The organism is Fastidiosibacter lacustris (assembly GCF_003428155.1).
GTDB lineage: Bacteria > Pseudomonadota > Gammaproteobacteria > Francisellales > Francisellaceae > Caedibacter > Caedibacter lacustris.
The window spans coordinates 187,697-207,091 of the sequence record NZ_QLIR01000002.1; the positions used below are offsets into that span (position 1 = coordinate 187,697).

19 protein-coding genes are annotated in these 19,395 nt (G+C 36.3%); 14 read left to right on the forward strand and 5 right to left on the reverse strand.

What is annotated here, in order from left to right; genetic code table 11:
- Positions 1-55 precede the first annotated feature (55 nt).
- From fkpB to tmk, 14 genes are all read left to right on the forward strand, one after another.
- Positions 56-499, forward strand: coding sequence for an FKBP-type peptidyl-prolyl cis-trans isomerase (fkpB, locus tag DNJ77_RS02130; protein ID WP_116963354.1), 444 nt, complete (start codon positions 56-58; stop codon positions 497-499).
- The gene (gene ispH, locus DNJ77_RS02135; RefSeq protein WP_116963355.1) at positions 499-1,464 is read left to right on the forward strand and encodes a 4-hydroxy-3-methylbut-2-enyl diphosphate reductase; all 966 of its coding nucleotides are present in this window, start codon (positions 499-501) and stop codon (positions 1,462-1,464) included. The genes fkpB and ispH overlap by 1 nt, the downstream gene beginning before the upstream one ends.
- 22 nt (positions 1,465-1,486) lie before the next feature.
- A complete protein-coding gene (gene pssA / locus DNJ77_RS02140; RefSeq protein WP_116963356.1) occupies positions 1,487-2,248 on the forward strand; it encodes a CDP-diacylglycerol--serine O-phosphatidyltransferase in 762 nt (253 codons plus the stop codon).
- Positions 2,249-2,442: 194 nt separating this feature from the next.
- Positions 2,443-4,368 carry a threonine--tRNA ligase gene (gene thrS / locus DNJ77_RS02145; protein WP_116963357.1) on the forward strand — a complete coding sequence of 642 codons (1,926 nt, stop codon included), beginning with the start codon at positions 2,443-2,445 and terminating at the stop codon, positions 4,366-4,368.
- 11 nt (positions 4,369-4,379) lie between these two features.
- On the forward strand, positions 4,380-4,901 hold the full coding sequence (gene infC, locus DNJ77_RS02150; protein ID WP_116963358.1) for a translation initiation factor IF-3: 522 nt from the start codon (positions 4,380-4,382) through the stop codon (positions 4,899-4,901).
- Positions 4,902-4,959: 58 nt separating this feature from the next.
- Entirely contained in the window at positions 4,960-5,157 is a 198-nt protein-coding gene (gene rpmI / locus DNJ77_RS02155; RefSeq protein WP_116963359.1) for a 50S ribosomal protein L35, read from the forward strand.
- 31 nt (positions 5,158-5,188) lie between these two features.
- A complete protein-coding gene (gene rplT, locus DNJ77_RS02160; RefSeq protein ID WP_116963360.1) occupies positions 5,189-5,548 on the forward strand; it encodes a 50S ribosomal protein L20 in 360 nt (119 codons plus the stop codon).
- Positions 5,549-5,792: 244 nt separating this feature from the next.
- Positions 5,793-7,112, forward strand: coding sequence for an amino acid permease (locus DNJ77_RS02165; RefSeq protein WP_157966556.1), 1,320 nt, complete (start codon positions 5,793-5,795; stop codon positions 7,110-7,112).
- 167 nt (positions 7,113-7,279) lie between these two features.
- Positions 7,280-7,558, forward strand: a complete 279-nt coding sequence (locus tag DNJ77_RS02170) for a peptidylprolyl isomerase (protein ID WP_116963362.1) — start codon at positions 7,280-7,282, stop codon at positions 7,556-7,558.
- A 210-nt stretch (positions 7,559-7,768) separates the two neighbouring features.
- A complete protein-coding gene (locus DNJ77_RS02175; RefSeq protein WP_116963363.1) occupies positions 7,769-9,469 on the forward strand; it encodes a DEAD/DEAH box helicase in 1,701 nt (566 codons plus the stop codon).
- Positions 9,470-9,627: 158 nt separating this feature from the next.
- Positions 9,628-11,127, forward strand: a complete 1,500-nt coding sequence (locus DNJ77_RS02180) for a response regulator (protein ID WP_116963364.1) — start codon at positions 9,628-9,630, stop codon at positions 11,125-11,127.
- A 324-nt stretch (positions 11,128-11,451) separates the two neighbouring features.
- Positions 11,452-12,714 (forward strand): phosphopentomutase, encoded by a 1,263-nt coding sequence (locus DNJ77_RS02185; protein WP_116963365.1) that lies wholly within the window; start codon positions 11,452-11,454, stop codon positions 12,712-12,714.
- The gene (gene deoC, locus DNJ77_RS02190) at positions 12,701-13,444 is read left to right on the forward strand and encodes a deoxyribose-phosphate aldolase (protein WP_116963366.1); all 744 of its coding nucleotides are present in this window, start codon (positions 12,701-12,703) and stop codon (positions 13,442-13,444) included. The genes DNJ77_RS02185 and deoC overlap by 14 nt, the downstream gene beginning before the upstream one ends.
- A gap of 11 nt (positions 13,445-13,455) precedes the next feature.
- Positions 13,456-14,079 carry a dTMP kinase gene (gene tmk, locus DNJ77_RS02195; RefSeq protein ID WP_116963367.1) on the forward strand — a complete coding sequence of 208 codons (624 nt, stop codon included), beginning with the start codon at positions 13,456-13,458 and terminating at the stop codon, positions 14,077-14,079.
- A 78-nt stretch (positions 14,080-14,157) separates the two neighbouring features.
- Here tmk and nhaA read toward each other — a convergent pair whose 3' ends face one another.
- The 5 genes from nhaA to accD all read right to left on the reverse strand — a co-directional run bounded on the left by nhaA (position 14,158) and on the right by accD (position 19,317).
- Positions 14,158-15,309 carry a Na+/H+ antiporter NhaA gene (gene nhaA, locus DNJ77_RS02200; protein ID WP_116963368.1) on the reverse strand — a complete coding sequence of 384 codons (1,152 nt, stop codon included), beginning with the start codon at positions 15,307-15,309 and terminating at the stop codon, positions 14,158-14,160.
- 85 nt (positions 15,310-15,394) lie between these two features.
- The gene (locus DNJ77_RS02205; protein ID WP_116963369.1) at positions 15,395-16,594 is read right to left on the reverse strand and encodes an extracellular solute-binding protein; all 1,200 of its coding nucleotides are present in this window, start codon (positions 16,592-16,594) and stop codon (positions 15,395-15,397) included.
- Positions 16,595-16,837: 243 nt separating this feature from the next.
- Entirely contained in the window at positions 16,838-17,251 is a 414-nt protein-coding gene (gene tsaE, locus DNJ77_RS02210) for a tRNA (adenosine(37)-N6)-threonylcarbamoyltransferase complex ATPase subunit type 1 TsaE (protein ID WP_116963370.1), read from the reverse strand.
- Positions 17,238-18,437: a bifunctional folylpolyglutamate synthase/dihydrofolate synthase gene (locus DNJ77_RS02215; RefSeq protein WP_116963371.1), complete on the reverse strand. Its 1,200-nt coding sequence runs from the start codon at positions 18,435-18,437 to the stop codon at positions 17,238-17,240. Before DNJ77_RS02215 ends, tsaE begins: the two co-directional genes overlap by 14 nt.
- Positions 18,438-18,471: 34 nt before the next feature.
- Complete coding sequence (gene accD, locus DNJ77_RS02220; RefSeq protein ID WP_116963372.1) at positions 18,472-19,317, reverse strand: acetyl-CoA carboxylase, carboxyltransferase subunit beta; 846 nt, start codon at positions 19,315-19,317, stop codon at positions 18,472-18,474.
- Positions 19,318-19,395 lie beyond the last annotated feature (78 nt).

The window sequence follows — 19,395 nt, forward strand, 5'->3', positions numbered from 1 at the left end:
TAAAAACTCTAGCTGAATTGTTAGAGAAAAGCAAAAAAGACAACCTAGGATTTACATGAAAATAAAAGCAGATAGCTTTATAAAAATGCATTTTAAAATTCGACTTAAAGATGGTTCGATTGCAGAAGATACCAACACTTATGATCGTCCCTATATTTTTCAAATGGGAAAAGGTGTTTTTTCCGAGCGTGTCGAAAAAGAGCTTTGCGGACTTCAAATAGGTGCTAATCGCAAAATGATGTTAATGCCAGAAGATGCCTTTGGTGATAAGAATCCGGCAATGATTTATGAGGTACCTAAAAAAAGATTTCCTTCTGATATGGAGCTTGAAGAAGGTCTTATTGTTGCATTTTCACAAAAAGATGGTACCGAATTACCAGGTGTCATTACTTTGATTCAAGAGAATGATGTAACAGTTGATTTTAATCACCCACTTTCTGGGCAAGTGATTTTATTTGATGTTGATATTTTAGATGTTTCAGATAAGGATTTTGGATAATGAAAATCATTTTGGCGAATCCACGTGGTTTTTGTGCAGGAGTTTCTCGTGCAGTGGATGTTGTTGAGCGTGTGTTAGCGCTTGAACCTCATCCAATATATGTTCGTCATGAGGTTGTACATAATCGTGCAGTGGTTGAGAGTTTGAAGCAAAAGGGTGCTATTTTTGTCAAAGAGTTGGACGAAGTTCCAGATCATGCAGTTTGTATTTTCAGTGCGCATGGGGTATCTCAAAGAGTGAAAGAAGAAGCACAATGCAAATCTTTAAAAATTTATGATGCAACCTGTCCTTTGGTGACTAAGGTGCATAGAGAAGTACAAAAAGCAAGTAACACTGGAGTTGAATGTATATTGATCGGTCATAAAGGGCATCCTGAAGTGGAAGGAACTTTAGGTCAATATCAGAGTAGTTATGCACAAATTTATTTGGTTGAGAATCTTCAAAACGTGAAAGATTTGCAAGTTAAAAACCCAAATAAATTGGTATATGCTACCCAAACGACACTTTCGGTAGATGAAACGAAAGACATTATTCAGGCACTCAAAGAAAAGTATCCTAATGCAGGATCTCCCAAGAAAGAAGATATCTGTTATGCCACTCAAAATAGGCAAAATGCAGTAAGAGAATTAGCAAAAAAAGTCGACATCTTATTAGTTGTGGGTTCCAAAAATAGCTCTAACTCAAACCGGTTACGTGAACTTGCAGAGAATCATGGAGTGAATGCTTACCTTATTGATAATAAAGATGATATTGATTTAATGTGGTTTGAGAATAAGGCAAGTTGTGGTATTACAGCAGGTGCTTCTGCTCCCGAATATTTAGTGCAGGAAGTGATAGAGTTTTTAAAAAATCATTTTGAACATGCGCAACTAGAGGACTTTGAAGGAGTGAAAGAAGAGGTTACCTTTCCATTGCCAAAACTATTAAAGCAGATGCAGTTTGTTGATAAAGTGATACAACCGTAGGAAACGTTCAGGAATTTACATAATGAAAAATGAGCAATTACCCAATATACAGCGCAGTAAAGGTATTTATATTTTGCCTAATTTATTTACTTCAGCAAGTTTATTTGCAGGATTTTATTCAATTATTGCCGCTTTTAATAGTCACTTTGTGTTGGCATCTGTTTGTATTTATTTAGCAGCGATGATGGATTCACTAGATGGACGTGTAGCAAGATTAACCAACACACAAAGTGCATTTGGTGCTGAATATGATTCATTGGCTGATATTGTTTCATTTGGCGTGGCACCTGCATTAATTATTTATTTCTGGGCGGTGAAACATTTAGGTCAATTTGGCTGGGCAGTGGCATTTATTTATTTGGCATGTGTTGGATTGCGTCTGGCACGTTTTAATACCCAATTAGATGATAATTCACCAGAGAGTAAGCGTTATTTTACTGGGTTACCATGTCCTGCATCTGCAGCAACAGTTGCCGGTTTTGTATGGTTTTGTAATAGCTTAGGGCATACAATTGCAGAAGGTTGGGTGACGTTTTTTGCAACGATTATTACACTTTATCTATCTGCAATGATGGTGAGTAACATTAAGTTTAGAAGCTTCAAAGATTATGATTTAAAAGGTAAGTTTCTATTTACCCAAGCCGTCTTTGTTGTGTTTATAATCGCAATTATCTTTATCGATCCATCGATTACTTTATTTGTGTTGTTCATGATGTACGCGCTTTCAGGAACATGTACACGCTTATTTTTTAAAGGAAAAACTAAACATCAAGCTAATTCTTAAGTGTACGTATCTTCAGTTTGGAAAAGTGCGATAAAACTTGTTTTTGGCTGTTATTCATCATTCGATACTTGACAGTCGCAGTTCTAATACTTGAAAATGCTTTGTTTTGAAATTTACCACAAAACTATTTTGCAATTTTTTGAAAGTAAAAAAGTTGAATATTAAGTAAAAAAATAAAAAGCTGGAGTTAAAGAATGCCTGTTATTACTTTGCCAGATGGCTCAAAACGCACGTTTGATGGGCCAGTTTCTGTTTATAACATTGCTTTAGATATTGGTAGTGCCCTTGCGAAAGCAACCTTAGCGGGTATCGTTGATGGCAAAGAAGTTGATACAAGTTTTATTATTGAGAATGATGCAACGCTTACGCTTATTACGGCAAAAGATGAAAAGGGTTTAGAAATTCTACGCCATTCTTGTGCGCATTTGTTAGCACAGGCAGTTAAACAGCTTTACCCAACAGCACAAGTAACCATAGGACCTGTTATTGAGAATGGTTTTTATTACGATTTTTCTTATGAACGAGCGTTTACTCCTGAAGACTTAGAAATAATTGAAAAACGCATGACTGAGCTTACTGCTTTGTCACAACCTGTTACAAGATCAGTTAAGTCACGCGATGATGCAATTACTTATTTTGAAGCAATCGGTGAGAAATATAAGGCTGAAATTATTGCAGATTTATCAGAAGACGAAGTTTTAAGTTTATATAGTCAAGGTGATTTTACTGATTTATGCCGAGGTCCTCATGTACCAAATACGTCATATTTGAAAGCTTTTAAACTCATGCGGGTTGCAGGAGCTTATTGGCGTGGAGATTCTAATAATGAGACGTTGACGCGCATATATGGTACTTGCTGGGCAGATAAGAAGCAGTTAAAAGAATATTTAATACGTTTAGAGGAAGCTGAGAAGCGTGATCACCGTAAAATTGGCAAAGCATTAGATTTGTTTCACTTTCAAGAAGAATCTCCTGGAATTGCTTTTTGGCATCCAAAAGGGACAGCTATTTGGCGTGTGGTTGAGGACTATATGCGTGCATCAAATACAAAATTTGGTTGTAGTGAAATTAGAACGCCATTGATTGCCGATATCTCAATGTGGGAGAAATCAGGACATGCTGCGAAGTATTCCGAGAACATGTTTATGACTCACTCAGAAAACCGTCAATATGCAATTCGACCTATGAACTGTCCAACGTGTGTCCAAGTTTATAATCACAGTTTGCATAGTTATCGTGATTTACCCATTCGCATGGCTGAGTTTGGTGCGGTACATCGAAATGAGGCATCAGGAGCATTGCATGGGCTTTTACGTGTAAGAAGTTTCACCCAGGATGATGGTCATATTTTCTGTAGCGAAGCACAAATTGAGTCAGAAGTCACGCAAATGGTTGAGCAGTGTTTTGAGGTGTATCGCGATTTTGGTTTTACTGAATTTGATGTCAAACTTGCGCTTCGCCCAGATAATCGTGTCGGTTCCGATGAGATATGGGATAAGTCAGAAAAAGCATTGGCAGAAGCACTGAATAATCATGGAGTAAAATTTGATTATCTACCTGGTGAAGGCGCGTTTTATGGACCTAAAATTGAATTTCATTTAAAAGATGCAATTGGTCGTAGTTGGCAGTGTGGTACAATTCAATTGGATTTATCTATGCCAATGCGTCTTGGAGCAACTTATGTTGATGAAAACAGCGAAAAACAAGTCCCAGTTATGCTACATAGAGCGATCGTTGGTTCACTTGAACGTTTTATTGGGGTGCTGATTGAGCATTATGCAGGTAAACTTCCTGTGTGGTTGGCACCTATTCAGATCGTAGTAGTTGGAATCAGTAATAAGCAGGATGAATACCTACAAGAAGTCGAGCAAAAACTCATAAAATTTGGCATTCGCACACAAATTGACTTGAGAAATGAAAAAATTGGGTTTAAAATTCGCGAGCACACATTAGCACGCGTGCCATTTATTGGCATTGCTGGCGAGAAGGAACAATCTTTAGGGCAGATTACTGTAAGAAAACAAGACGGTACTGATCTAGGTGCATTGAGTATTGATGCATTATGTAAATTGTTGTTGGCAGAAATTGGCAAAAAATGCCGTGTAAATCTAAATAATTAGGAGTTCGAGATATTAGTAAGGTAGAACAAAAATCGCCGGTAAACGAGCATATCAAGGCGAAAGAAGTCCGTTTAATTGGACTAGATGGAGAGCAAATTGGCGTAGTCTCATTAAAAGAGGCGCTAGAAAAGGCTGAAGAAGCAGGTGTTGATCTGGTGGAAATGGTGTCACAAGCCACACCACCGGTTTGTCGAATCATGGATTACGGTAAGTATCTATTTGAGCAAGGCAAGAAAAAAGTAGCTGCGAAGAAAAAGCAAAAGCAGATGCAGGTCAAAGAAATTAAAATTCGACCAGGCACTGATGTTGGGGACTATCAGGTAAAACTACGCAACCTTATAAAGTTCCTAGAAAGTGGCGATAAAGTCAAGATCACAGTACGTTTTAGGGGGCGTGAAATGGCGCACCAAGAGCTGGGTGTAGATATGCTTAAGCGTTTGGAAGCGGATTTGGAACCTTATGGAGTGGTTGAGCACCGACCAAAAATGGAAGGTCGCCAAATGATTATGGTTTTAGGACCTAAGAAAAAGTAAATGCGTTGAAAGAAGTTCCTTTTAGCGTGAATAAAAATGGTGAAATGCGGAGTATATTATGCCAAAAATTAAAACAAATCGAGGTGCTGCTAAGCGCTTTAAAAGAACTGGTAAGGGTGGTTTCAAGCATCGTTCTGCAAACCGCGCTCACATTAACACTAAGATGACGACTAAGCGTAAGCGTCATTTACGTGGTATGTCTCAAGTAGCTAAAGTAGACGTGCCAAGTTTGATTCAACAAATGCCTTATGCCTAAGTGTTAATAAATTTTTAAAGTGGAGTAGATTATGCCTAGAGTAAAAAGAGGTGTGCAAGCACGCCGTCGTCATAAAAAGATTTTAAACCAAGCTAAAGGTTATTACGGTGCACGCTCGCGTGTTTATCGTGTAGCTAAGCAAGCGGTGATTAAAGCAGGTCAATATGCTTATCGTGACCGTAAGCAAAGAAAAAGACAATTTAGAGCACTTTGGATTGTGCGTATTAATGCCGCAGCACGTCAGCACGATATGAGCTACAGCATGTTTATAAATGGACTTAAAAAAGCCAATATTGAGCTTGACCGTAAGGTGTTAGCTGAATTAGCTGTTTTCAACAAGGATGCGTTTGCGCAATTAGTTGAAAAAGCAAAAGCTGCACTTGTTGCTTAATAAGCGTAAATTAAAGGGTTTTGTTAAAGGGCATATCTTTTCTTAAGATATGCCCTTTTTTATATGTTTTAATGAAAGCAATATGATTTTGTTACTGTTTATTTAGCTGAAAATGTGAATGTATTTGTTGTGGACAATTAAAGCTTTGAAAATATTAAAATAATTGTTAATGGGCTCAGCTATTTAAAGTTTTGAGTTTGCGTTATAGAGATAAAACTTTTTTGTAATGAAGATGGGAGAAAACATGCAGAAAAAACAGTATATGAATTTTTGGATGCTGGTAGCCTTGGTTTCTGGCAATATGGTAGGCTCGGGAATATTTTTATTGCCGTCAGGGTTGGCCAAATTTGGTACAATCAGTATTTTAGCATGGATTTTTACAGCGCTAGGGTCGGTGTTGTTAGCTTTGGTGTTTTGTAGTTTTAGTCGTCTTGTTCCTAAAGTGGACGGCGGACCTTACATCTATGTCCGAGTTGGCATGGGTAAGTTTATGGGGTTTCAAAGTGGTTTCGGTTACTGGATATCATTGTGGGTTGGAAATTGTGCGATTTCTTTGGCGGCAGTTGGTTATTTAAGTTTTTTCTTTCCAATTCTTGAAAATAGGACGGTTGCTGGAATTACTGCAATTGGTATTATTTGGCTATTCACCGGATACAATATGTTTGGTGCAAGGACAGTAGGGTGGTTACAGATTTTGTCAATGATTGGTAAGGGTCTTCCATTATTATTTATTATTTTTGTGGGTATTTGGTATATTCATCCTGAATATTACCTTGAGTTTAATCGCACAGAAAACTCAAGTTTAAATGCAATTAGTGCAGCAGCATCGCTAACGCTGTGGGCATTTATTGGGCTTGAGTCTGCCACAGTCACAGCCAGTAAGGTTAAAAACCCTAAAAAGACCATTCCTTTGGCAACGCTTACCGGGACATTGATTGCAGCATTTATTTATATTTTAAGCTCGACAGTTATTATGGGAATGCTGCCAGCAGCAGATTTGGTAAATTCAAATGCACCATTTGCGTTAGCTGCAAAAGAAATTATTGGTCAAAGTGGTGGTGTGATAATTGCTGTTGCCGCAGTTATAGCATGTTTAGGAACACTTAATGGCTGGATAATGGTGGCATCTATCGTTTCTAAATCAATTGCTGAAACAAATCTATTTCCAAAAATATTTGCTAAGCAGAATAGGTATGGTGCTCCAAGTTTTAGTTTAATTTTATCAGGTGTGCTTATGACAGTGTTGTTATTGTTGACAATGTCAAAAACATTGGTTGAACAGTTTGAGCTTATTATTCTAATGGCAGTTTTAACAGCACTTGTTCCTTACTTCTATACTACAATTTCAAACATTTTAGTTATTAAGCAACAAGATGCCAATAGCCCATTTTGGCAAACAGCAATTATTATTGCTGTATTAGCTTGTGGATATTCTTTTTGGACTATCGTAGGTTCAGGTCAAGAAGTTGTTTATTATGGTATGATTTTGTTCTTCTTAGGTACCCCAATCTATGCGATTGCCGAGTGGATGAATTTACAGAAAAAAACTCAAAGTAGCTTTTAGAGTTTTCCTTCATAGCGACATAAACAAGGTCTTTACTTGTGGAAACCTTTACTCAAGGGAATGGGTATGTTTTTTTGTTAAATTAAGCTTTGTTTTGATGTAAAGGTTGTCTTTTATCAGACGATTCGTTACACTTCAACGTTTATTAATCATAAGGAGTAAATATTATGGCACAAGCATCGGCTCGCCACATTCTCGTTCAAACTGAAACAGAATGTGAAGCACTTAAAAAAGAAATTGAAGCAGGTAAGGATTTTGCTAAAGCTGCTGCTGAGAAATCTCTTTGTCCCTCTGGACGAAATGGTGGTGAATTAGGTACGTTTAGTCCAGGACAAATGGTTCCTGAGTTTGATAGAGTCGTATTCAATGGAGAGGTTGGTAAAGTGCATGGTCCTGTTAAAACTCAATTTGGCTATCACTTGGTTGAAATTACTGCACGTTCTTAATTTAATCGTATTTGTAGTTAAATAAATTTTGCCAAATGACTGATTTATTCTTAAACAAATTATCTTAAAATAATTCTGTACCTTTTATTAAATTCAGGTACAATAACGACTTTGAATTTATCAACAGCATACTCGTCACGAATCATTTTTGATGGCTTAAAGCGCAGAAGGGGAGTGGTGGGTATACATTAACTTTTGGGTTTTAACTATATGACTACTGATTCTGAGCAATTAAGCTTTCATGATTTGGGCTTAAACGATAAACTTTTGGCTGCCATTGAGGGAATGGGGTACCAAACGCCGACACCGATTCAAGCAAATACTATTCCTTATGTCTTGCAAGGTCGTGATGTATTGGGTCAAGCGCAAACAGGGACCGGTAAAACGGCTGCATTTGCGTTGCCATTATTACATAATATGGATCTTTCTGGTAAAGAGCAGCTACCACAAGTATTAGTATTAACGCCAACGCGTGAACTTGCTATTCAAGTTGCAGAAAGCTTTGAAAATTTATCTAAAAATATTACAAAATTAGACGTGATATCGATTTACGGTGGTCAAGAGTATGGTCGCCAAATTCAAGCATTACGTCGAGGTGTTCAGGTCGTGGTAGGAACAGCAGGGCGGATCATGGATCATATGCGTAAAGGTACGCTTAAACTAGATGCGCTTAAAGCACTTGTGCTAGATGAAGCAGATGAAATGTTACGCATGGGCTTTATTGATGATGTGAAATGGGTATTGTCTCATACTCCAGAAGCTTGTCAGCGTTTATTGTTCTCTGCAACTATGCCTCGTGATATAATTGGCATTGTAAATGAATACTTACGTGAACCATGCAAGGTACAGATTAAAACAAAAACAGCAACTGCTAAAACCGTTCATCAACGCTTTTTAGTAGTCAAAGGATTATCTAAATTAGATGCACTTGATCGTATTTTAGAAGTAGAAGACACTGATGGTGTGATGGTGTTTGTTAAAACAAAAACTTCAACGATGGAAGTTGCTGATGGTTTAAAGGCGCGGGGGCACCTTGCTGTTGCTATAAATGGTGATATGCAGCAAAATCAACGTGAACATATTATTGATCAGTTAAAGTCATCTAAAATTAATATCCTTGTGGCAACTGACGTGGTTGCAAGAGGGTTAGACGTTGAGCGTATTAGCCATGTAATTAACTATGACTTACCGCAGGATAACGAAGCATACATTCATCGTATTGGACGAACAGGAAGGGCTGGACGCGAAGGAGATGCTATTTCGTTAATTTATATCAAAGACATGCGTCAACTTAGAATGTTAGAGCGTGTGATTCGTCATACAATAGAAGAAATGCAGTTGCCAAGTGCTACAGCTATTATTGAAAAGCGAGTCGCGCGCTTCAAACATGAAGTAGCAGAAGTGATTCGTCATAAAGACTTAAGTAAATTTAAGGCATTAATGCAAGACTTCCAAGTGGAATATGGTGCAGAAACAGAAGATATGTTAGCGGCACTTGCTTTACTTGCTCAAGGAGATAAAAAACTTTTTATTAAAGAAATCCAGGTTCAAGATCAGCGCAATGAGCGTCGTGGGCGAGATGATCAAGATGCAAGGGGCTTAAGAGGTAAAAGAACTGAGCGTGATCAACGTGGTTTTCGATCACAAAATCGAGGTGAGCGTGATTTAGATATGTCAATGAGAACGTATCGTATTGAAGTTGGTCGCAATGATGGCATTGAGCCGCGCAATATCGTCGGTGCAATTGCCAATGAAGCAGGAATTAATAGTCGTCATATTGGACATATTAAATTATTTGATAAATTTAGTACGGTAGATTTACCTGCTGATACACCAAAACAAGTTATTGAGCATTTGAAGAAAGTCTGGGTAGGAGGCAAAAAGCTTGATATAAAAGAAGATGGAAGGTAAGTGGAATTATCTATAGTATGTGGATATTATATAATTCCATTCGTGGATGATACCTAAGTAAACATCAAAATACACATCGTTATATATAGTCTATATATTTACAACTGCATTTTTAGGACAATCATGCAGTTGTCCCCCAAAACTTACACTGAAATGTTATGAACATTAATAAAGCGATTGCTATACCGTTAGATCGATTTGATGGTTTCGTTTATTTTCTAAATCAAGATGGCGTTATTCTTGACTGCAATGAGGAATTTTTACAATACATAAATAAAGAAAAACCGGATGTCATAGGGAGACGTTTTGAAGATTTTGACAAAGAAAGTGGTAAATTAATCGATAAAGTCAATGATATTATGCTTGGTCTACATAGCGATCAAGATAATTTCATTAAGAACTCCGTGCCTTATTTTAAAACTATGGAGTTTCTTAAATTACAAGAATTAAAAGGTGAGAAGCAACGTCAATATATATTTGACTCTCAAAAACGGTTAATAACAAATCAAAATGGACAAATTTTAGGTTTGCTTAATATTTCTTGGGATGTAAGTAGTGATAGAGTACAAACAAAGGGAAGTTTACCTGAAGAAATTGCCCATGAACTTAAACAGTTATTAGAGGTATTGTTTGGTAAAATTTTCTGTTTCTTTCATTCGATTAGGTTAGACGAAGGTGAAAAAAAAGAGCAGCAGAAACAGATGCTTGAAAAAATCACAGCAAATATAACAAAAGAATTTGATTCTATCTTTTCTAAATTGACGGGATTAACAGAAAATCGATTTATTCTGGCACCTAAAGTGAATGATAGGCATTATGCTTACAAAATGTTAATAGTATCGGATAGAGGTGGGTTTTCAAATTTTTTCAAAGCTATGTTACGGTGTGATTGCTTTGACATTTATGTTTGTAATATGTATGAGTTTGAGGGAGATATTGCTTTACAGTCTAAATTATATGATGGAGTTTTCCAGTTTGCAGTTTTTGATAATTTTGGCTCAAAAATGACAAATTGGTCATGGAAAATTCACTATACTACGATACCAATCATATTAGTTAAGAACGATGACTTTCTTCAAAATGACCTTGGCATATCTGAAGAGCGTATTAAACTTCATTTTATAGTAGATAAAGAGGATTCTGATGCAGCGAAAGATTATGTAAAGGAAATGTTTTCACTATGGTATGAGTTTAGGTTGAACTTTATACGAGCGCGGATAAAAAATACGGGTACCTTCAAAGTATTGCTGGTTGAGGATCATAAAGATTCTAAAGACACACTAAGTCAGTTAATTATATATCTATGCTCAAAACGACAAGTGACTAACTTAGAGGCCATTTCTGCAAGTAACGGTAGCGAAGCATTAAAGTATTTAATTAATATTGAGTTTGATCTTATTATACTTGATCTGGGGTTACCTGACATGACAGGTTATGATATAGTCTTACGTTTAAGGGCGATACAAGAAAAATTTAGGCGAATTTTTACTCCAATAATCGTAAATACTGGGCATGATTTCGAAACGTTTTATGCAACTGAATATGTACAGCAATATGGCTTCGATCGAATGTACCTTAAACCTCATATAGTTAATGATATCGAAGTAATTTTAGATGATTACGTGCCAGAAAAGAAGGAGCTTGTAGGAGAAGCATAAAGAGGAAGGGGGAGTGTTTGTGACCAGTTTATTGTCGGTTTATGAGGTTCTTATTCAATAGGAGATGTTATATACATATAGACGTTTTTTATGCAGAAAGGATGTAGTCATATTAGTTGAAGGCTTATAGTTTATATAGTTTACATTGTTAGCTTTCCATATTCTTGTCTTAAGTATCCCTATTCACCGTTGTATGAGTAAGTTTTGTAGAAGGTCATTTATTTATGAAATGTTTTCTAGCAGTTTGTCTGCTCTCTTTTACCGATAAGGATATGCAGTTATACTATGTCAGTATAAATACTAGGATCAAGGTGGGAGCGTTAAATGCTAAAAAACAAAAAAAGTATTATTTTATTAATGGATTCATTTGGAATTGGTGCAGCAAAAGATGCCAAAACTTTTGGTGATGAAGGTGCCGATACATTAGGACATATTGTGGAGTATCGTGCAAAAAATAATCTGCGACTCAACTTACCTCATTTAGCTAAACGTGGCTTGCAAAAGGCTGCTGAATTAAGTCGTGGACGTAAGCTTGCTATCGATTTAAGCACAAAAGAAGTAATAATATCCGCCAAATACGGCTATTGTGTAGAAACTAGTAAAGGTAAAGATACACCTAGTGGCCATTGGGAAATTGCAGGTGTCCCTGTTCATTTTGATTGGCATTATTTTACGCCATCACAACAAGACCCTCAAGCATCTGTGTTTCCAGAAGCATTTATGCGTCAGTGGATAAAGCGTACAAACCTCAATAAGGGAGTGATTGATGCAGGTCACGCATCAGGAACAGAAGTGTTAAAAGTGTATGGGATTGAACATTGCTTAAGTGGCAAGCCTATTGTCTATACTTCTGCTGATAGCGTGTTTCAAGTAGCTGCCCATGAAGAATATTTTGGTTTAGATCGATTATTAGAGATCTGTCAAATTGCACGTAAGCTTCTAGATGAGATGGGTTTAATCGTAGGAAGAGTCATTGCTCGACCATTTGTTGGTGAGTCAGCAAATGACTACGCGCGTACAGGAAATAGAAAAGATTATTCGATATTGCCGCCTAACCCCACTTTATTGGATAGACTTACCAAGGAAGGTGGTGAAGTGATCTCTATTGGCAAGATTGCTGATATTTATGCTAATCAAGGAATCACGCAAAAAATAAAGGCAACAGGATTAAATGAGTTATTTGATAAGACGTTAGAGGCATATAAAAATGCTAAACCTAATACACTTATTTTCACCAATTTTGTTGATTTTGATTCAAGCTTTGGGCATCGACGTGACGTTGAAGGTTATGCTAAAGCTTTAGAATATTTTGATACGCGTTTGCCTGAACTAGACCAGTTATTAGATGATGATACAATTGTTATCATTACTGCTGATCATGGTTGTGATCCAAGTTGGCAAGGAACAGATCACACGCGTGAGCATATTCCGTTTTTATTGTGGGGTAAAAAGATCAAACCAGCTTATATGGGTGAGCGTATGACTTTTGCAGACATTGGTCAAAGCATCGCTGATTTTATGGGTGTGAGTGCTTTAAATTATGGATTATCGGTTTTTAAAACGGAGCCTGTAAGTGTTGAAGTATAGTGATGACATTGTAAAAAAAGTAGTTTCACTAATTGATTTAACTTCTTTAAATAAAGAGGATAATGATCAGACTATTGATACTTTGATTAAAAAAGCACGTAATAAGCTTGGACAAGTTGCTGCGATTTGTATTTATCCTGAGTTTATTCAATATGCTAAATCAAAATTAGGAGCAGGAATTAGGATTGCAACTGTCATCAATTTTCCAATGGCAAATGCTTCTTTGGAAGTAGTTAAAAAAGAAGTGGAACATGCGTTGAAACTGGGCGCAGATGAGCTTGATCTTGTAATTCCATATCATGATTATATTAATTTGGGTGAGTCGCCAATATCCATAGAAATGGTTAAAGCTTGTAAAAGACTATGTCAAAATAAAGTGCTTAAAGTTATTATTGAATCGGGTGAATTAACTATTTCTCAAGTTGGCAAAGTCAGCCGTGACATGATTGAAGCAGGTGCTGATTTCCTGAAAACCTCAACGGGCAAAACAGCAACAGGTGCTACTTTAGATGCAGCTAAAGAAATGCTTATTGCAATTGCAAATAGTTCACGTGTTGTGGGTTTTAAAGCATCGGGAGGGATTCGCAGCCTAGAGGATGCGCTTGAATATATTGATCTGGCAAGAGTAATATGCGGTGAATCTTATATTAATGCTCAGTTTTTTCGATTTGGTGTAAGTGGATTGTTAGATAGTATTCTTCAATCTAATCCAATTATGAACAACTATTAGGAAGAATGGGAATGCAAAAAGGTAAATTGATTGCAATTGAAGGACTGGAGGGTGCAGGAAAGAGCACCGCAATTGAATTTATTAAGTCTTATCTATCAAGCAAACCAATTCAAGTTATTTATACTCGTGAACCAGGTGGGACATTTTTAGCAGAGAAAATTCGAACGCTTTTGATTACATCTTTTAAAGAAGAGAGCCTGTGTGCGGAATCTGAACTTTTGCTTATGTATGCAACGCGAATGCAACATATCGAAAAACTGATTAAACCTGCGCTTGATAGTGGTAAATGGGTTGTGAGTGATCGTTTTAATTGGTCAAGTTTAGCGTATCAAGGTGGTGGACGGAAACTTGGCTTTGATAAAGTTAAACAAATTAATGATTTATTATTAGGAAATTTTATGGCAGATTTGACAATATATATGGATATTGATCCTAAGCTTGGTTTGGCGCGTGCAAAATCCCGTCATGTTTTGGATCGAATTGAGCAAGAAAATATTGATTTTTTTAATTGTGCAAGAGAGGTATTTTTAAAACTTGTGACTATTTATTCTGATAATAGTGTATTGATTGATGGTGCAAAGCCAATCAAAGAAGTAGAAAGCAAATTAGTAAGTTTATTTAAAAAAATGTTATAAATAAAATATTCATTAGAGTTATAAAAATAGGTTTCCAGCTCAACTAAGTCAATAGTTTGTTAGAAATTTATTCATGCACTACCCTAAAGGTTTCTGACAATATTTCCTTAACATTAAATAGCCCGCAATACCGGATAAAAGGGATCCGCCTAAAACGCCAATTTTAACCATATTCATAAGTTCAGGTGTTGTAAAGGCAAGCGTGCCGATAAATAAGCTCATAGTAAAACCGATACCACATACTAATCCAATACCATACAGTTGAGCAGTATAGAGGTTGCGACCAATCGTGAAATACTTCGTTTTGCTAAATAAATATAAGCTTACGAAAATACCAATTTGTTTACCAAAAAATAGACCCAAGATAATCCCAAGCGAAATAGGATGAGCAAGGTCACCAATTGAAATACCACTAAAACTAATACCTGCATTTGCAAAAGCAAAAAGTGGTAAGATCATGAAAATGATCCAAGGGTTTAATCCATGCTCAAGTTTAAGTAAAGGAGAGTTTTTTTCAGTGTGCGGAATGCACATCGCAAGTGCTACACCAGCTAAAGTAGCATGTACACCAGACTCTAAAACGCAAAACCACATAATTACGCCAACGATCATAAAAGGTGCAAGTATTTTGATTCCACAGCGATTAAAGCATATTAATACAAAAAGGCAGATCAGAGCCCCTAGCAATGACAGTAAAGATAAACTGTTTGTATAAAATATGGCAATAATAACAATTGCAGCAATATCATCAAAAATGGCAATCGTTGTCACCAATATCTTAAGTGAAGTTGGAATGCGAGAGCCTAGTAGTGCTAAAATGCCTAGCGTAAATGCGATGTCAGTTGCGGTAGGAATTGCCCAACCGTCTATGTATTGAGGGTTATTATAGTTGAGTAAAAAATAGATTAAAGCAGGAACTAATAAGCCAAACAAAGCAACAAGAGCAGGAATAATAACGTTGGATTTACTTGCTAGTGTGCCGCCGACAAATTCACGTTTAATTTCTAAACCAACGATCAAAAAATATAGAGTCATAAAACCATCGTTAATCCAGTGGATAAGGTTTTTCTGTAGTACAAAATTACCAATTGAAATTCCTGCATAAACTGTTTCCAGCATGTGGTAATAGGGGCTTAACCAGGAATTATTAACAATAATTGCAAACACCGCTGCTGTAAATAGAATAATGCCACCAATGACTTCTATATTGAGTTTTTTACTTTGACTCATGTAGTGTTTCCCTTTTTTTAGATAAACTTTGAACGCGGTATAATATAATACTTAAATGGATTTTACAGCTTTTGAGGCAGCAGAATTATGTTTTATTCTTTACATTGCTTAGCTGGTAATATTGGGGGGTGAAATAAATACCATATTTAACGTACATCCACATTTTGCTTACAAAAGCTTGTAATGCTGGAGGATGCATATTTAAGGTGTACATTTTCTGAATCATTTCTTGAGTTGGGTTGACATTAGTGTCTTTGAATAGTTCATTCAGATATTGATGATTATTAATAACACCATTTGGTTGATAAATATAATTGCTGTTCATAGCTGCAATGTAAGGTTCCATATTGAAATTTAAAAATGCGTAAGCTGCATCCAAGTTTTTAACGCCCTTAGGAATCATCAGCATATCAAACCAAATATTGGTGCCTTCTTTTGGTAGTACATAGTGTAAAACCTCAGATGGGTTAATTTCCTTAGCACGCTCGACAGAGCGCACAACATCACCTGAATAACCCATAACAATACATAAATTACCAGCAGTAAAATCGTTTTGATATTTATTACTGTCAAAATATTTAACATATGGACGAACATTATGAATAAGATATAACGCTGCTTTTTCATATTCTGCTTTGTCGATTGTATTGGGGTCAATGCCTGCATAATAAAAATAATTACCAAACACTTGTTCGGGTTCATCAAGCAACGCAACTCCGCATTTTGAAAGTTTTTTTAAATATGTTGAATCGTATAAATATTTCCAGCCATTTGGGATAACGTCATCTCCTAAAACTTTGGCAATTTGATTAACGTTATAGGCAATGCCAGTTGTGCCATAGGTATAAACAATAGCATAGTTATTTCCTGGATCATTAATTTCAGAAATTTTGTCATAAATCGCTTTGTTACGGTATTCCCAATTTGGAAGCTTGTTTTTGTCGAGTTTTATGAGAGCGTTTGATTTGATTTCACTTGGCAGATAAAGTGCACCTTGTTCGATGACATCAAAGCCAGATGCCCCAGTCATTACTTTGGCACGTGTCATATTATCATCTGTAGTATAACTTAAACGCACACGTGTATTAGATAGTTTACTAAAACAAGGAATCAAATTAGGCAACATATAGTCAGCCCAATTAGTAAAGTTTAATGATTGTTGTTTTTTAAATGCCTTGATGGGAGTTGTTAATAATTTTTCACTGCATTCAAACTCATTGGTATAAGCTTGGCTTAAACTAATAAAGCTTAACGTTATAATAAAATAAAACTTTTTTGTAAACATAGCTACGGGCCTATATAACAAAAAAACACTAGTCATTATTGTACACATAACAAAAATAATGGGGAGACGTTTTTAATGGATTTTATACATCTAAGTGCAGATATTAAGCTGTGTTTAATTTTTCAGTTAAGTTGACAATTTTTTAGTGATTCATGTGTTAAACTTAAACGGTTATTATCTGCTGATATTAAGCCTTTAGGTCAATTTGATGATTTTTTGATTAACACTTCAAATAAACAACCCTTACCAACGAACAATACGACTATCGTTATGATAGTCAATATAAATGGTTTTTGTGGGGCGAGGTAAAAAATCACCACCTTTTTGTGGCCATTCGATCAAGGATATTGTGTCGTTATTGAAGTAGTCACGAATTCCAATCCACTCTAGCTCTTCAGGATCACTTAAACGATAAAGGTCAAAATGTTGCAGAATAATATTATTGATGGGGTAAGTCTCAACGAGTGTATAAGTTGGGCTTTTGACAGAACCTTTAAAACCTAAGCATTGCAATATGCCTTTACTTAATGTTGTTTTACCAGCACCAAGGTCTCCACATAAGTAAACAATGTCCCCCGCTTTGAGGCTTTGAGCAATTCGTATGCCAAGATCAAGCATTTCTTGCTCGTTATGTGTAGAAACCTTATTTTTTGTCATAATACTCAATAAATGCTCCAACTAAAACAAATGAGCCAAATACCACGATTAAATCGTCTAATTGTGCATTATGCTGAACGTATTTAAAAGCCTCAATATGATTATCAAAAAATAATGTGTTTTCAGAAAAATAATTAGTTTGCTGCTCATCTTTGAGTTGTTTAAAACGCACATCAAGCCCACTTAAATCAGGAATAAGCCACAAATCTATCATTCGCTGGGCATCTTCAAGAATTTGGCTGATGTCTTTGTTTTGATGTACGGTAAAAATAGCAATTGTGCGCTTGAATTTATTCTTAAGTTTTGCGATTTTCAGCATTAAATTTTGTACTGCTTGAGGATTATGAGCTATATCAGTAATAATGAGTGGATTTTTGCTTACTATACAAAATCGACCTGGTACCGCCAATTGATGTAGGTTGTTTGGCAGACATAAGGTTGGTGATATTTCCTTTATTGCAGTTAAGGCACAAGCAAGACTTGTGGGGTGAATGCCGCTACTTTCCATGAGGTGTTGACTGACTGGATTGGCAGCTATGATAGTTGCTTTGATTTCATTTAAATAATCCTGCGCTTTATATGGTAATGGTTCCCCCACAATAACAGGCTTATCGGATCGTGCAATATGTACTTTATTTAAAGCAATTTCCTCTAAACTATGACCCAATAGCTCACAATGATCAAGAGCCACTGTTGTAATTATAGCAATATCCGCATCAAAAAGGTTGGCTGGATCAAGCTTCCCACCAACACCAACTTCTAAAATTGCCCACTGTGGTCTTTGTTGTTCGATATGCAACCAAGCACATAAAAAAGCAATAAAGTGATAATGTAATTGAAGCTTTAGTTCAACACTTGCTTGATAGATTTTTTGTAAGTAAAAACAAAGTGCTTCATCATCGATAGACTTCTGATTATGACTAATGCGCTCATTAAAAACATGTAAATGTGGTGAAATGTGACAAATATGATCGATTTGATTATGTTTAAAAACTTCTGAAATAAGTGCCACCGTAGAGCCTTTGCCATTTGTTCCTGTCACAGTAATAATTTTGGGTTTATAGTGGATGTTTAGATGTGTCAGAAACGTTGAAAGGTTTTTAAATTCTGCACGCTTGAAATTAAGTTGAAGAATTTGATTAATATAGTTATCAATTTCTTGGGAAGAGGGTTTAGTTGTGACCATAGTGTGTTTACATAAGCGCTATGATTATAATTTTCTATACAGGCATAAGCTTGTCAAGTATATGGCTTATCTCATTAGCTAATTGCTGACGATGAACAATCCGATCAATCATGCCTTTTTCAAGCAAAAATTCACTGCGTTGAAAGCCTTCTGGTAGTTTTTCACGTACAGTTTGTTCAATGACTCTAGGGCCTGCAAAACCAATAAGCGCGTTGGGTTCGGCGATATGAATATCACCAAGCATTGCTAATGAAGCAGATACCCCACCTGTTGTTGGATCGGTCAATACAACAATATACGGCAGTTTATGCTCAGCAAGCTTAGCAAGGGAGGCACTTGTTTTGGCCATTTGCATTAATGAAAACAAAGATTCTTGCATTCTAGCGCCACCACTTGCGGTAAAGCAAATCAGAGGGAGTCTTTTTTCAATTGCAAGTTCTACTGCGCGTACAAACTTTTCCCCAACAACAGAACCCATAGAACCACCAAGAAAGCTAAAATCAAAGATAGCTGTAACAACAAGTCTGCCATTAATCGAACCATCAAAAACAAGTAAAGCATCATTTTCTCTGGTTTTCTTTTGAGCACTGCTTAGACGATCTTTATATGATTTGGTGTCTTTGAATTTTAAAACATCTTTTGGTTTCACATCGCTAAAGTATTCAACCTGAGAGTCTTTATCAAAAAAACAGTTTGCACGCTGGCGTGCAGTTAACCGCATATGGTGATCACAACTGCCGCACACCATCATGTTTTCAGTTAGATCAGGAAGGTATAATACAGAATGGCATGAAGAACATTTATGCCATACGCCTTCGGGTAGTTCTTTTTTTTCAGAATCCGAGCGCAATTGTGGAATAATTTTGGTTAGCCAACTCATTGTCAGAAGCGATCACTTTTGTGATTAAACATAACTAGTCATTATATCGTGCGATAGGTGTGATGCAATTATTTATCA